13 protein-coding genes are annotated in these 15,560 nt (G+C 50.2%); 2 read left to right on the top strand and 11 right to left on the bottom strand.

Annotation, left to right across the window (positions count from 1 at the left end):
• Positions 1-20: 20 nt before the first annotated feature.
• The 4 genes from O9139_RS05690 to O9139_RS05675 form a co-directional block, all read right to left on the bottom strand.
• Complete coding sequence (locus O9139_RS05690) at positions 21-650, bottom strand: hypothetical protein (RefSeq protein WP_270878491.1); 630 nt, start codon at positions 648-650, stop codon at positions 21-23.
• Positions 651-727: 77 nt separating this feature from the next.
• Complete coding sequence (locus tag O9139_RS05685; RefSeq protein ID WP_270878490.1) at positions 728-2,209, bottom strand: sensor histidine kinase; 1,482 nt, start codon at positions 2,207-2,209, stop codon at positions 728-730.
• Position 2,210: 1 nt separating this feature from the next.
• Positions 2,211-2,933 carry a response regulator transcription factor gene (locus O9139_RS05680; protein ID WP_270878489.1) on the bottom strand — a complete coding sequence of 241 codons (723 nt, stop codon included), beginning with the start codon at positions 2,931-2,933 and terminating at the stop codon, positions 2,211-2,213.
• On the bottom strand, positions 2,930-3,463 hold the full coding sequence (locus O9139_RS05675) for a DUF309 domain-containing protein (protein ID WP_270878488.1): 534 nt from the start codon (positions 3,461-3,463) through the stop codon (positions 2,930-2,932). Before O9139_RS05675 ends, O9139_RS05680 begins: the two co-directional genes overlap by 4 nt.
• Before the next feature lie 165 nt (positions 3,464-3,628).
• On the opposite strand from O9139_RS05675, the gene O9139_RS05670 reads away from it, so the two are divergent.
• Positions 3,629-5,560, top strand: coding sequence for a glycosyl hydrolase family 18 protein (locus O9139_RS05670; protein ID WP_270878487.1), 1,932 nt, complete (start codon positions 3,629-3,631; stop codon positions 5,558-5,560).
• Positions 5,561-5,587: 27 nt separating this feature from the next.
• Here the strand turns inward: O9139_RS05670 and O9139_RS05665 are convergent, their stop codons facing one another.
• Positions 5,588-5,803: a zinc ribbon domain-containing protein gene (locus O9139_RS05665; RefSeq protein ID WP_270878486.1), complete on the bottom strand. Its 216-nt coding sequence runs from the start codon at positions 5,801-5,803 to the stop codon at positions 5,588-5,590.
• Positions 5,804-5,977: 174 nt separating this feature from the next.
• On the opposite strand from O9139_RS05665, the gene O9139_RS05660 reads away from it, so the two are divergent.
• Positions 5,978-6,133 (top strand): DUF1540 domain-containing protein, encoded by a 156-nt coding sequence (locus O9139_RS05660; RefSeq protein WP_270878485.1) that lies wholly within the window; start codon positions 5,978-5,980, stop codon positions 6,131-6,133.
• Between the two features lie 175 nt (positions 6,134-6,308).
• Here the strand turns inward: O9139_RS05660 and O9139_RS05655 are convergent, their stop codons facing one another.
• The 6 genes from O9139_RS05655 to O9139_RS05630 form a co-directional block, all read right to left on the bottom strand.
• Positions 6,309-7,916, bottom strand: a complete 1,608-nt coding sequence (locus O9139_RS05655) for a response regulator transcription factor (protein ID WP_270878484.1) — start codon at positions 7,914-7,916, stop codon at positions 6,309-6,311.
• Positions 7,909-9,693 (bottom strand): cache domain-containing sensor histidine kinase, encoded by a 1,785-nt coding sequence (locus tag O9139_RS05650; protein ID WP_270878483.1) that lies wholly within the window; start codon positions 9,691-9,693, stop codon positions 7,909-7,911. Before O9139_RS05650 ends, O9139_RS05655 begins: the two co-directional genes overlap by 8 nt.
• 95 nt (positions 9,694-9,788) lie before the next feature.
• Entirely contained in the window at positions 9,789-12,113 is a 2,325-nt protein-coding gene (yicI, locus tag O9139_RS05645; protein WP_270878482.1) for an alpha-xylosidase, read from the bottom strand.
• 50 nt (positions 12,114-12,163) lie between these two features.
• The gene (locus O9139_RS05640) at positions 12,164-12,991 is read right to left on the bottom strand and encodes a carbohydrate ABC transporter permease (RefSeq protein ID WP_270878481.1); all 828 of its coding nucleotides are present in this window, start codon (positions 12,989-12,991) and stop codon (positions 12,164-12,166) included.
• Entirely contained in the window at positions 12,988-13,875 is an 888-nt protein-coding gene (locus O9139_RS05635) for a carbohydrate ABC transporter permease (protein ID WP_270878480.1), read from the bottom strand. The genes O9139_RS05640 and O9139_RS05635 overlap by 4 nt, the downstream gene beginning before the upstream one ends.
• A 102-nt stretch (positions 13,876-13,977) precedes the next feature.
• Positions 13,978-15,264 carry an ABC transporter substrate-binding protein gene (locus O9139_RS05630; RefSeq protein WP_270878479.1) on the bottom strand — a complete coding sequence of 429 codons (1,287 nt, stop codon included), beginning with the start codon at positions 15,262-15,264 and terminating at the stop codon, positions 13,978-13,980.
• Between the last annotated feature and the right edge of the window lie 296 nt (positions 15,265-15,560).

Genomic DNA, 15,560 nt, shown 5'->3' with positions numbered 1-15,560 from the left:
ATGGATGTGCTGGACGGCGCTTACCGGCTCGTTGAGCTGGCAGCCGGGGTCAGCTTCGCTTCCAGCAGTTCGATCAACTGCTGCTCAACGCTTTTTCCCGTACTTTTACCGCTTTCGCCGGCATTGCCGCCGGACACCTTACCGGAGCTGCCATTCTCCTCCGCATGCTCGCTTCTTCTTTTACGGAACGCTTCAATCCGCTTCTCAACCTCTTCCGGCGACAGCCCGCTATTGGAGCGGCCGCTGCCTTGCTGGGAACGATTCTTCATCTGCTTGGTCTGCTCATTCAGGAACGATCGCTGGGCATCCGTCAGCACCTTCATCACTTGCCCGAGCTCCGCTTCGTTGAGACTGCCCTCCGCTTTGCTCTTGCGGATCAGTGGCAGCATCGCTTCCGCCTGCGACCCCGTAATCGTAAGACCGGATTGCCGATCCATGCGAAGCAACCCGATGAAAATCATGACTAGCTGTCGCTCTTGACCGTTCTGCAAATCACCGGCAGGTTTGACGGCTTGTGCCTCAGGCTCCTTCGTTTCGATAATGACCGCCGGTTCCTCAGAGGCATTCTTGTTGGATGCTGCAGCACTGCAACCGCTTAACAATACAGCAGCCAAGCATATGCCCCACACCATCGTTCGTGTTCGTCCCACCTTCATGCACCTCCAAGGCATAAAAAAAATCCTGTCCAACAGCAACAGGATAAGGGATAATGATGAATAATGTTTGACTAAATTGTGAACGAATTGTGAAGAGGAACATGCATCCGCTGAAAAACGACACAAAACTCCGTCCCTTCGCCTACCCGGCTCTGCACGCCGATTGTGCCTTTCATACCGCTCACCAAATGCTTGACGATCGTCAGCCCCAGTCCCGTTCCCATGGAAACGCCGCTCTGATAGGTCCTCGCTTCATCGGCTTTATAAAAGCGATCCCAGATCCGCTCCAATTCGTTGTCCGTCATGCCGCTACCCGTATCGCGAATGTAGAGCGAGACGTCCTCAGCGGACGCTTGGATCGCAACCGTAATCGTGCCGCCTTCCGGTGTAAACTTCAGGGCGTTATACACTAAGTTTTGGACGATTTGGGCAAAACGGTCGGGATCGAGATAACACTGCACCGGCCTGCTCTCCGGCGAAGGCATGATCACTCTCAGATTCAGCCCTTTCTGGGCAATCGGCGCTTTGAGCACCTCGAGCACCTGCTCCAGCTTCTCGTCAACCGCGACCGGCCGCATCCGGAACACATCGATCCCGTTCTGAATCGTAGCCAGATCGAGCAAATCTGTCACTAACCTTTGCAAACGCTGAACTTCCTGATCGCAAATGCTTAAATAGTGCGAATATTTCTCAGGTGGAATGATCTTGTCATTCATCGCCACAATAAATCCTCGCAACGTCGTTAACGGAGAGCGCAGTTCATGCGACACATTGGTCAAAAATTCCTGGCGAGTGTCTTCCCATCCTTCCAGCTGCTCAACCATGAAATTGAAGCTGGCTGCCAGCTGCCCTACCTCGTCGTGCGAAGTTATGGGGACGCGCGTCGTAAAGTCGCCGCCGGCGAGTTCCAGCGCCGCCCGGTTCATCTGCTGCAGCGGTCCCGCCAGTTTGCGCGACAAGACGTACAAGATGACGCCTACGGCAAGCAGCGAGAACAAGAGCGGCAGGAGGATGTTGACGCGAACCGCTGAGATCGCTTCACTGATATCATCGGCCGGAAAGTGCAGGATCACGACAATCGGCTGGTTGTTGAATTGATACGGCGCATGGTACGTGTATACGTTGAGAACGTGCTCGTCCGACGTATTCATTTTCACCAAGGCATAACCGGAGCGCCCATGCAGCCCATCGATGAACACAGGGTCCATCGCCTTAGGGAGCAATTTGCCTTCATTATCGGAAGAGCCGTTCAGGATGCTGCCTTTATCGTCAACGAGCCAAACTTGCCCATTGAAGCTGCGTCCGAGAATGCGGATCGTATACTTCAGCTCGCGGGTCGTGATGGAACCGTCCTGCACCGAGCTGAGCAAGCGAGTGACTTCAACATACCGTTTATCCAATAGCTCTTTTTTGTCCTTATAAAACAAATCCGTGAAATAGTAGTTCCAAAATAAAAAGAGCCCGGCGAAAAAAAGTACACAAGTCGCCAGAAATGATAAAAATAGTTTCAAGTATAAACTGCGGAACTTGCTAATAAACCACGCTTTCAGCACCTTAATTCACCTCAAAGGAGTAACCGATTCCCCATAGCGTCTGGATCGTCCACTGCTTATGCTGCCCAAGCTTTTTGCGCAAATTTTTCACATGTGCGTCCACAGTACGCGTCCCGCCGGTGAAATCGAAATTCCACACATAGCCGAGCAAATCTTCACGAGTGAATACACGGCCTGGATGTGTGCAGAGAAAGTGCAGCAGCTCGATCTCCTTCGGCGTCAATTCAATCCGTCGGTCATCCACGGTCACACGGTACTGGTCCATGTCCACCACCAAATTGCCGATTTCCAGAATTTTCCCAACTGGAAGCTGTGCAATGGCGCCGCTGTCGAGTCGTCCTTGTGCCGTCCTGCGCAGTACCGCTTTGACCCTGGCTACCAATTCATTCGGATCGAACGGTTTGACCAGGTAATCGTCAACGCCCATATTGAAGCCGCGCAATTTATCAATCGACTCCCCTTTGGCTGTCAAAAAAATGATCGGCGTCTGGTTCAACGGCGGCTCCATGCGGCGAATGCTTTCGCACAGCTCATACCCGGTAATATCCGGCAGCATAATGTCAAGAAGCACAAGATCCGGCCGTTCGCTCTGGACCATGCGGAGCACATCCTGGCCACGGGGCAGCAAGATCGGCTCATAATCCGAATGCTCCAAATACAGACGGACGACTTCAGCAATATTAGGTTCATCATCGACCACTAGCACTTTGCCTTCGGAGCTCATTGTGCGCCACCTTTCTCCTTGCGAATCTGCTGCTGCCGTTCCCGTTCCTGGATGACTTCCGTGCGGTCGCGCAGCGTGTGCTTGTGAATCAGCGCCTCGTCGTCCATCCGGCTCGCTGCCTGCCAAGTCAAGCCACGGGCAGCGCTTTCCTGATTGCACCATGCCAATAGATCGGCATCCGCGATCGGCAGGTTCATCTCCATGTAAGCGGGTTGGCTGTCCTGGATAAGGGACACGCGTTCAGCCAACAAGACCTGAAGCTGCACTGCATCCAACCCTAGTGATCCGATATGCTGAGCATCCATATTGCGCGCTGCGCTTTGAATCATTTTCACGGCGCCTGCCTGATTGCCTCTCCGCTCGTGGTACAAACCGACTGCGATCTGAATCAACGCGACATAGGTTTGGCTTCTTTCGTCGCCGGGATGCTCTTTCCAGAACGCCTCCATCACTTCATGACATTCAAAATAATCCCGCTCCGCATGGAAAAATATCAAATAGTCCAAATACGCCTCAGGGTACTGCTTCATATCGATCCCTCACTTACTGTAATCTCCGTGTACGTTCCATCACATCCATGTTAACCGAAATGTGAATAATCGTCCAACATCGCTTCGTTTCTAGCATTTCCCACGCAACCAATCTACGAGTTCATGCGTCCAATTATAGTAGATTACTAGAAAGAGGCGTGATGGATGAAGATTGGAAAATGGGTGCTGACGAGCACATTGCTGCTGTCGATCGCGATGCCGTATACGGCGCAAGCGGCCGTTACATCAAGCTCTGCCAGCACGAGCAGCGACAAAACAACAAAATTTCGGGTCTATCAATACAATCAAGTTTTGATGGAATTCGCTTCGTACAAAGAAGCAGAATCGTATGCCAAAAGCTATTCCAACAGCCATGTGGAGGAAATCGGCACGCGCAAGTGGCTGTGGAACAATTTCCCCCGCTATCAAGTGTATCAACTGGATGCGACGCTGCCGGCATGGCAGTTCGCGACTTTAGACGCGGCGATTGCCGAAGCGCAAAAATGGGGGCACGCCAGCGTGCGTGATCTGGCCTCCACAGGCTGGGTGTGGAACAATTACCCGCACTATCAAGTGTATCAAGGCGATATCACACTGGATGCCTGGAAGTTCGCTACGCTAAGCGAGGCGATCGCGGAAGCCAAGAAATGGGGCGGCGCCCATATTATCAATTTGGACACTAATCAGTGGACATGGGATAACATCGCCGATGGCGATAAAGCGGCACTCCGCCAAGGCACAGCTCTTTACAAAGTGTATCAAGGTTCGTTCTCCGCGAATAACTGGGAGTTTGCTTACTTAGAAGATGCGGTGAATGAAGCGCTCAAATGGAACGGCTCCACCGTGGTGAACATGTCGACGAAGATGACGGTGTACAGCAATGTGAAAAGTTACAAAGTTTTCCAGAACGACACGTTCCTGCAGGACTTTGTCTCGCTTGACGATGCCATGGCTTACGCCAAACTTTGGGGGCACAGCTCCATCATTCTCGATGGTCATAAAATCTGGAACAACTTCTCTTCCTACCAAGTATATCAAAAGGATGCCTTGATCGGTGAGTTTTCCACGATTCCCGATGCTTTGAACTACGGTTTGCAATACAGCAACGCTTCCATCCAAACGCTGGATCATCGCCTGCTGTGGGACAATTTCAAAACGCTGCAAGTTTGGGGCTGGAACGGTTTGGCCGCAGCCGACTCGATTAAATCGCAAGTTAGCGGAACGATCGGTTTGGACGTCGATTCCCCTAGCTACTTTCAGCTGGCGGACGGCGACGGGAATTTGAAAGACAGCTCGAACGCGGATACGGTGAATTGGTTGGTGAAGCAGGGATACACGGTGTATCCGCTCGTCAGCAACCAGTTTGACGCCGGCCTCACAACGAAATTCCTGGCGAATGCCGCTGCTCAGGATGCGTTCATCCAGAAGCTCGTCAGCCGGGCCGTCGAGCTAGGGGTCCCTGGGCTGAACATCGATTTCGAGAGCTTGGCCGGTTCGGACCGCAATGCGTTTACAGCTTTTATCACGAAGCTAACGGCAGCCGCACATGACAAGAACTTGAAGATCTCCATCGATCTGCCGCGCGGCAGCGTGAAATGGAACCATCTGTCTGCCTTTGATCACGAGAAGCTCGGCGCGCTGGTCGACTACATCTGCATCATGGCCTACGATCAGTACTATAAAGGAAGCACATCGCCGGGCTCCGTGTCTGGTCTGCCTTGGACGGACGGCGGTGTACAGGAGTTCCTCTCCTATGGAATTCCGCGGGACAAAATCATTCTCGGCATCCCTTACTATGTCAGAGAATGGAAGCTTGACGCGAGCGGAGCGCTCCAGGGCAACCGGACGGTGCTGCTCAAAGATATTCCAGCGCTGATCGCTTCCAAGAAGACGACACAGACATGGGATGCGACATTCGGCCAATACCGTGTGGAGTATCAGGAGAACGGCTTTACATATGTATTCTGGCTGGAAAATGAAGCGACCGTGAAGGCGCGTCTGGACATTGCCAAAAAGTACGATCTGGCAGGTGTCGCCGCATGGCGCCTGGGCTACGACCAACCGGACTTATGGAAAATGATTTTACAAAATAAATAAACAGCACAAAGGGGGCTGCTCTCTCGTTTAGAGCAGTCCCCATTCATTAAACAGTGTTTCCGTGCCGCAATCCGCGCAAAATTTGGCATCAGGCTTGTTAACTTTGGAACAGCCTTTATGCAGCGGTGTTTTTTTCTTCGTGCACCTGTTTTTCAGCGGTGCGCCGCACCGGATACAATACTTATCCTCCTTGTCCGCCACATAACTGCACCTGACACAGGTCTGCAGTTCATCATCCGCCATACCCGCTCACTCCCCGGACAGAATCTTATACTTTCAGTATATGAAGAGAGCAGCGCAGATGGTGCGGAGTGTGGCGGAATGCGGGATGCATGGCAGCTAACATTTCTTGTCCTGCCGATGTATAAAACAATGTCCCATTCGCCAACCCTAAAAGGTAAAGGAGGTGAATGAGACATGGCTAAAGATGTGCTTTGCGAAGTGAATTCCTGCAAATATTGGGCGAATGGCAATAAATGCAATGCGAGCTCCATTTATGTCGTGAGCCACCACGGCAGCAATGCCCGCAATTCGGAAGAAACCGACTGTAAAACGTTTGAATCGAAAGTGTAAGCGCAATTCATTTGCTCCGCAAGCTAGGTGCATGGAAGTCGCAAGTTGAGAGGTCCTCCAGGGGCCTCTTTTTGTTATGTGCGCCTCTAGTCATATTCTAACCAATAATGATAATTATTATCACTTAGGTGAGGTGAATTTCTTCATGCCTTAGAATCGATTTGCTCCAGCACCATCACACCCGACTCCGATAGTCCTGCGGAGAAACCCCGACATATTTCTTGAACGCTTTGCTGAAATAGTTGCTGTCATTGTAGCCTACTTTTTCGCACACGAGTTGAATTTTCAACTGCGAGTCCGCCAGCAGCTCCTTGGCCCGCTCCATCCTCACTTTGAGAATATACTCATAGAGCCCGTAGCCATACTTTTGCTTGAACAGACGGGTGAGGTGCTCTTTGCTCAAGTAATATTTCTCCGTGAAAAAAGCGATGGACAAATCCTCGTAATAGTTCGTATCGATATACGATTTAATCTGCTCGATGTTCACTTTGTCCTTCGGCTTGCGATGAGCCCACTCTGCCTGGAACAGTTCCATGAGCCAGGTCGTGGTTAGCTTCACAAACACATCGAAACTCATCACCGGATAGGCAAATAATCGGTCGAATTTATCTCCATGTTCGCCAAAATCAAAAAACCGGCCCGGATGCGACACGATCTGTTCCCCGATCAGCCGCAGCTCGGATTCAGTCTTGAGCAGGTCGTCAATCGTAAAGCTGCCGGACGACTTCAGTGCGGAGAACATTTCATAGATGACATTTTCGGCATAGATGGCGCTGCCCGTCTCTAAAGCATGGATAAGCAAATCTTTATGCTTCCACACCGACGGACGTTCCGCATGGGTGTCCGATGGCGATGCCTTGACCTGGACATCCTCGTGCCGTAGCAGATCCGCTTGCAGCATGAGCGTTTTGGCACTTTGGTAGGCGGCGTCCAGCCCGGAAAGCGTGATCGGTTCGCTGCCCATCGCTGCCATCGCTTCGACACCGAACGTTTCCCGCAATCGCCGGATCACGAGCTGCAGCTCGTTTCGGGCTGTCTGAACGGCCAAAGGCTGGTTCGCCGTCAAGACGATGACCATCTCCTGGTCATCCCGACCGCTCTTGAAACTGAACGCCTTGCCCAGCGGCTCCAGCAGCTCATTGATCGCGTTGGACAGCGCAAAGTAACAGGCCGGCAAATCTCCGGCAAACTTCGTACCGCAAATATCGGACATGTTCAGCACCATCATGACGATGGCGTAATAGAAGTTCCCCCCGGCTGCAGGCTCAATCAGGCTCGCGAGCTCTTTCATTTGGTGGAAGCGTCCATTTTGCTCAATGATTGAGGTGAAAATTTTTTCCTTCAACAGCGGCGAAGAAATATTTTGAAAAATCATTTCCTCCCGCATCCGGTTAAAATGTTCCCGTTCATGCGCCAGCTTGTCCGCCACTTTTTGCAGCGCTGTATTCAATTCCTGCTTCTTGATCGGCTTGAGTAGGTAATCCAAAGCCCCAGCCTGAATCGCGCTGTGCGTATATTGAAAATCATTGTAGCCGCTGATCACGATGTACTTCGCTTCCGGCACAAGCTCCCGTGCCTTTTCCAGAAATTCGACGCCGCTGAGCAGCGGCATGCGCATATCAACAAACACCAGCTCCGGCCGATGCTCGGCCAGCAGATCCAAGCCCATTTGCCCGTTCCAGGCTTCGATAATCGTGGTAAAGCCCCACTGGTCCCACGCCCCCAACGCGCGGATCGCCCGTCTGGCCGGGTCTTCATCGTCGATGATCAGCACTTTAAACATGTCCTCGTTCCCTCCTTACAGGCAGGTCTATACGAATAACGGTCCCGTTGCCATTTTCACTCTCAATGGTAAGGCCGGCAGCTTCACCGAATAACAGTTTGATGCGGGAAAATAAATTTTTCAATCCAATCTCTTCCTTGTAATCCAAATAATTGTCATTAAAACTACTCTGGACGTAAGCCAGCCGTTCAGGAGTAAATCCCGGTCCATTATCCGTGACCGTAAGCGCTAACTGTTCGAGCATCATTGCGGCAGAGATATGGATATGAATCGCCTCCGTCATCTGCTCCAGCGCGTGCTCAATGGCATTTTCCAGCAAAATTTGCACGGACATTTTGGGAATCATGCAGGAGCGGGTCTCATCGGCTATGTGCATGTCCACATGTAATCTTGAACCGAACCGCGCATGCTGTAAAATCAAGTAATTGTCGATATGCGCCAGCTCATCGGATAGCGGAACCGTTTCGCTGTCTTTGATGCAGTACCTAAGCGAGGAAGCAAGCGCGTCAACCATCAGATGGATCGAATCCATCTCGTGTATGATCGCCTCCGTCGATATCGCCTGCAGGGAATTGTACAGAAAATGCGGGTTGATTTGTGCCTCCAGTGCTCGCAAGCGGGCATTCCGTTCATTAATTTTAATTTCATAGCGTTCCGCGATCAGCTCATTGATATTGACTACCATTTGATTGAACTTTTTGGACAGCTGGGCAATTTCGTCCGTCCCCTGCATTCTGTAATCCAATTCAAAATGCCCTTCCCCAAACTGTTCGATCCGCCGCGAAAACGTTTTGAGTCTGCTCGTGATCGCATTCGACAGGATGATGATGATGATGATAAAAAACAACAGTAATCCGCCGCCGACAAGTAAGTTCAACGTCCGTATGTGCGATGCGGCCTGGTTGAGCACTTGCACAGGGATCAACTTGACCAGCTTCCAATGGTAGCGCTGTGAAACATGACCGAGCAGTACATAGTCGGTTTTTCCGGCGCTCCATGCTGCATATTCCGCTTCGCCACCGTTGTCTTTCACGAGCGGCAAGAAATCGTAATGCCCGAAGGCGTCATCTCTGCCCTGCTTGTACATCAACTGATTGCGCTCGTCAAAAATACCGATAAAGGCATCCGGCTTATCCGCCGCATCGAGCAAAATTTTATTGAATTCATGATAATTCAATGTAATCGATATCGCCGCCAAGGGCGCTTTATTCGTAATATTGATCAATACCCGGTGGAACGTCATCCATTCCGACGCCGAATCCACACCGTACATAGCCGACTCGATGCTGCTGAATGTCGGTCCCTTCACCGCCTCTTGATACCAGGAAGTTTGCTCCGTCACATTATCCGGACGCTGCGTTAAGCTGACCGTTTTCCGAGAAATCGTGTAGCCTTGCTTGGTGATCGGTGTATACACGGATATTTTTTCGATATCGTCACGCGAATAAAACATATTTTTAATCTGATTTTGAATATATACCTGATCCAAGTAATCGCCTGATAATAAGGAATCCATAAATTTCGTATCGTTGCGCGGCGACAGCGTCAAATCATCGATCTGCCCGACATATCGATCCAAATTTTGATTGACCAGCTTCATCAGCTTCTGATTGTTCACAATATAGTTTTGCTGATTCATCTGCACCGTTTGCCGGTACGATAAATAAGTCAGCAGGATCACAATCAACACGACGATCATGGAAAATGTAAAAATCAGCTTATTACGCAGCCGTCCCGTGATGATTCGCGATGCCCTTTCCAGCCATTTCGCGCGCATAACTCCTCCAAATGGGAATACCTCTATAAAATGATATAATTCCCCCTCGGCTCCTATCCTACAGAAGCAAGGGGGAATTGTTCACGATTTGCTCGTTATAAACGAATTTCTAGCGTTGCCGCGCCTGTATCAGGTCGAATATGAACACCTTGAGCGCTAGACTCTGGCGTACCGCCGGAAACTGCGGCCACACGCTCGATTCCGCGCAGGAGCAAGCTCCAAGGCTTGTTCTCATTCGAAATGAAGCTGGCGATCAGTTGGCCGTCATTACGGGTCACCGTCATTCGGGCAACCGGCTCACCTTGACGGTTCACGATTTTGGTCGTGGTTGTCCGCCCTTCCTCAAGCTGGAACAGGTGGAACTCGGCACCGTCTGCATAATCGTAATCCGGACGATTATTGTTGTGTCCGAAGGCCACGATGGAATTCGGACGCGCCATAAGCGGAATGCTCAGGTAGGAATGCTGCTCGCGTCGCCAGACGCCGCCTTCCACGACTTCGCCAGTCAGGACGTTCGTCCAAGCGCCTTTTGGCAAATAGTACGCAGCCTCGCTCTGATCGTTGAAAATCGGCGCGACGAGCAGCGAATCGCCAAGCATGTACTGACGGTCCAGGTAATCGGTGTTCGGATCATCAGCAAATTCGAGCATCATCGCTCGCATTAACGGCACACCGTGTTGGGATGCATCCGATGCTTGCGCATATAAGTAAGGCATCAAGGAGCATTTCAGCTTCGTAAAAAATCTCAGCACATCCACGGCTTCTTCATCATATAACCAAGGTACCCGATAGGATTGGTTGCCGTGCAGTCGGCTGTGGCTGGACAGCAAGCCGAAACCGAGCCAGCGCTTGTACAGATCGGCTGTCGAGTTGCTCTCGAAGCCGCCGATATCGTGGCTCCAGAAGCCGAAGCCTGACATGCCGAGCGAGAGACCGCCACGCAAGCTCTCCGCCATCGATTCATACGTCGCCGTACAGTCGCCGCTCCAATGAACCGGGAACTGCTGGCCGCCGACCGTTGCCGAACGTGCGAATACTGCGGCTTCGCCTTTGCCCAGTTTTTGTTCCAGCACATCAAACACGGTTTTATTATACAACTGTGTATAATAGTTGTGCATCTTTTCCGGGTCCGAGCCGTCAAAGTAGACAACATCGGTCGGGATGCGCTCGCCGAAGTCCGTTTTAAAGCTGTCCACGCCCATGTCGACAAGCCTTCTCAAATGGCTCGCGAACCACTCGCAAGCGGCCGGATTCGTGAAATCGACAATGCCCATGCCTGGCTGCCACAGATCCCACTGCCAGACGCTGCCGTCCGCTCTTTTCAGCAGATAGCCGTTCTCCATCCCTTCATCGAACAGTCTGGAACGCTGAGCAATGTACGGATTGATCCAGACACAAATCTTCAGCCCGCGGTCTTTGAGCCGCTGCAGCATTTGCTCTGGTTCCGGGAATACCCGCTTGTCCCATTCAAAATTCGTCCACTCGAACTCTTTCATCCAGAAGCAGTCAAAATGGAAGACGTGCAGCGGCAAATCCCGCTCTGCCATACCATTAATAAATCCAGTCACGGTCGCCTCATCGTAATTCGTGGTGAACGAAGTCGTCAGCCACAAACCGAACGTCCAATCCGGCGGGAGCGCCGGTTTGCCGGTTAGCGTCGTATAATTGTCGAGCACCTGCTTGCGCGATTCACCACCGATGATATAGTACTCCAGGTACTCGCCTTTCACGCTAAACTGTACCTTGGATACTTTCTCCGAACCCACTTCGAACGATACGAGCTCCGGATGATTCACGAACACGCCATACCCTCTATTTGTCAAATAAAAAGGGATATTTTTATAGGCTTGCTCGGAATTCGTGCCGCCGTCGCGGTTCCAGATGTCAATGCTCTGACCGTTTTTCACAAGTGGCGCGAAGCGCTCACCAAGCCCGTAAACGTATTCCCCGACGGAGAGGTTCAATTGTTCTCGCATATAGGTTTGATTATCTTGCGCAACGATGTATCCCATGCTTTTGAAGCCGCTTGACGTCAGCAAACGTCCTTTATATTCGAAGCGAACGTTCCATGGCTGATCTTTCAACACGCTGACACTCAAATCACAGCTGGTTAGCCCCACCGCTTGCTCATCAGCGCGAACTTGGACCGTATGATCTTGCGACGTTTGAAGCTGGAAGTGTGGCCCTTTGCGCACTTGGCCTTTATGGTGAAACATTTGTACCTTGATCACATCCGGCATGGGTGAAGAGAATTTCACCTCAATCAGCGGTGTATCCAACTCGCCCATCCGGCTCGTGATTGGTTTCGGCGGTGCAAATACCGTGACAGAATCGGCCCCGGCCTCCACGTCATGCACTTCTACCGGGCTAATCATGTGAAACCCTTTGCGGGTTAACCATTGTCCATCGCTAAATTTCATTAGGAAACATCCTTTCTATCTATAAGTCCGCGAATCATGTCCGATGTGGGTTAGCCTTTTACCGCACCGGAAACCATACCTTCAATAATGTAACGCTGCATAAACAGGAAGAACATGATCGGCGGCAATGTCACCAGCACGACAGCCGTCAGCGCGAGATTCCATTCACTCTTGTATTGACCAAAAAACTTATACGCCGCCAGCTGCAGTGTCGCTTCTTGTCCATTCAGCATGATGAGCGGCAGGAGGAAGTCGTTCCAAATCCACATGACGTTCAAAATAATGACCGTACTAATAACCGGCATCATCACCGGCAAAATAATGCTGAAAAACAGCCTGTATGGCGAGCATCCATCCAGGTAAGCACATTCCTCAAGCTCCATCGGAATCGATTTGACGAAGCCGTGAATCAAGAACACGGCCATCGGACAGCCCAAGCCCCAATAAATCATCGTCAACCCTGACAAATGATTGATCAGATGCAAATCTTTCGCCAGCTTCGTCAATGTCACCATGAACGATTGAAATGGCAGCATCATCGGCGCAATCGCGAGGAAAAACAGAAAAGCGCTTGTTTTCGTTTTCGTACGGCTAAGCTTGTACCCTGCCATGGAACCGAACAGCACGATACCGACCACACTAGCCAGCGTCAGCACGAAAGTGTTAGCGAACAGCTTCGGATAATTCATCGAATTCCATACTTGCGTGTAATTGCTGAACACCAGCTGCTTCGGAAAGCTGACCACATCTGTCACAATTTCAGCATATGCTTTGAACGTATTGATGATGACGAGGAAGAACGGGTACAAGAAGGCTAGCGCGAACAGCAGAAGAATCAGCTGGATGATCAACCTGTTGCGCTTGTCTGCGAGTGTCATGCTTCCACCTCCTTGCTTTTGAAAAACTTCACTTGAATAAATGTAATGATCAAAATAATGATAACGAACACTAACGATTTGGCCGTCGCATAGCCGAAACGGTTGTTGACGAATGCTTCATTATAAATATCCATCGTCGTACTTGTCGTCGATTTACCCGGACCGCCGAATGTCAGTGTAAAGATGATGTCGAAAATTTTCAGCGAATTGGAGATCGACATAAACAAGGCAACCGTTAACGATGGGATCAAGAGCGGGAGCGTGATTTTGAAAAAGCGTTGGAACGCGTTCGCGCCATCAATGCCAGCTGCTTCGTTCAGATCGTTCGGAATCGCTTGCAAGCCGGTAATATAGATCATCATGTAGAAGCCTACAGACTGCCAAATGCTGACAAGAATAACGGATACAAAGGCGAGATTCGGCGTTCCAAGCCAGCTCCAGTTAAAGAAGTCCCAGTGGGTCACATTGAACATGGACGTGAAAGCGCTGGAAAAAATAAATTTCCAGATGAATCCAATAATAACCAAACTAACAATATACGGCACAAAAAAAGCCGCGCGCAGCATGTTGTTCAATTTGAACTTTTTGGTCAGGAACACAGCTAAAATCAGGGCAAGCACATTTGTCCCAATGATATTCACGATACTAAACTGAATCGTAAACAAGAACGACTTCAGCGCACCTTTATCTTGCGTAAACAGCTCGATGAAGTTTTTAAAACCGATAAACGTAATATTTTTGGATATTCCGTTCCATTTCGTGAAGGAATAATACAGCGACATGAGAAAAGGAATTTCTGCCGTGATCAAGATGAGAATGATGACCGGGGCTACAAAGGAGACAAACACCGCCCTATCCTTCCACTTGTTTTTCACTACATTCATACGTACACCTCATAGCCTGGATAGCTACTACTGCACTTATCCAGTAAATTTGAATTCAGCCAGAAGCTTGTACGCATTCTGGCTGAACGGAAATGACAGATCTTATTTGGCCGCGGCAGCGAGCTTCGACCATGTGCTGTTCAATTGCTCGATCGTTTGCTCTTTGTTCTGCACTTGTCCTGCATATTGTTGAAGAATTTGACCGGCTTGCTGTTCGTAGCCATCTGGGAAGTAACCTTTCACCCATGGATACGTTTTGCCGTTTTTCAAATATTCGTTCGTTTCTTTGGCCAGTTGCGCATCTGGGAATGGCGCATCTTTGATCGTGGAGATTTGCTTCACGACATCCGGAACGAACTTTTTACCGTAATCCGAAGTTGTCAGCCATTCGAAAAATTTCAGAACTTCCTTCAAGTTCTTGGAATCTTTGTTAATACGGTAGACGACGTTGGAATCGACCATCAGACCGGCCTTGGATGCATCGTCGCCAACTGGATGCGGCAAGTAGCCGATATCGATTTTGGAATCGATCTTGCGGATGGAATCTTCAGCCCAGGATCCATTGTGCAGAATCGCTGCTTTGCCTTGCGCGAACAGGGCGACGGAAGAGTTGAAGTCCGTTTCCAGCGGTTTCGGATTCGAGTATTTCAGCGTCAGATCCAACAATGGGAACACGTTACTCAATTCTGGCAGATCGCTAAGCTTCTTCTTGCCGCTGTTGACATCTGCAAATGTTTGCTGATAGTTGCCGCCCATGGACGCCAGTTCAGGTGTTAACGTCTGCTCCATCACCCACCACTCTTTATAAGCGTTGGCGAACGGCGTGATGCCTTTGTCTTGCAGTTTTTTCGCTGCTGCATCGAGCTCTGCGTACGTCTTCGGCAATTCTGTGATGCCCGCATCTGCGAACAGTTTTTTGTTATAAATAAATGAGTACGATTGCAAAATAAATGGATATCCGAGAATTTTACCGTCGAGTGTGACACCAGTTTTGGCTGTATCCACGATATTTTTCATAAAAGGCTCGTTCGTCAAATCGTATGAATAATCCTGGTACGTCGCGTTATCGTTGTACGCCCCGGTCATGAAAATGTCCGGTGTATTGCCCGAATTGATTTTCGTTTTCAACAGCGGGAAATAGTTGTCTTGGTTGATCGTCACGTTGATTGTAACGTTCGGATTTTCTTTGTGATATTGATCAGCCAACTGATGCATCGCATCGGCCATCTCAGGGGAATATTGGAACAATTCCAATGTTACAGGCTTGGACGTATCGCTCGCTGCCGCTCCGCCTTTCGTATCCGTAGCCGCATTGCTTCCGCAGCCAGCTGCAAGTGCCGCAATCAAAGTAAGTGATAAGGTTGTGCTTAACACGCGTTGTTTTTTCATTTATCGGACCATCCCTTCAAACTCGTGATGAAGTGTTGTAACTCTTCTCTAATTAAACATTTATTTCGCGTTTCCATCCATGGAATATCGTGCAGAGTTAAGGGTAAAAAAGTGTCACGTTCATTTATTGACCATTCGAGGCTTTTTTACCCGTAAATCGGACTACGGCGGCCGCCGACGTAGCTGCCGGTGCTTCGCCGTGCCGTAGTCCGAATTTGCCCAATTGGAGCGGCCTTGCGCGGGCGGTTCGACTGCGCAGTCCGATTTTGACTGCTTGCAGCGGCAGTTTGGTGCCT

It is taken from the genome of Paenibacillus aestuarii, assembly GCF_027789125.1.
Lineage (GTDB): Bacteria > Bacillota > Bacilli > Paenibacillales > NBRC-103111 > Paenibacillus_E > Paenibacillus_E aestuarii.
This window is presented reverse-complemented; position numbering and strand designations above follow the sequence as displayed.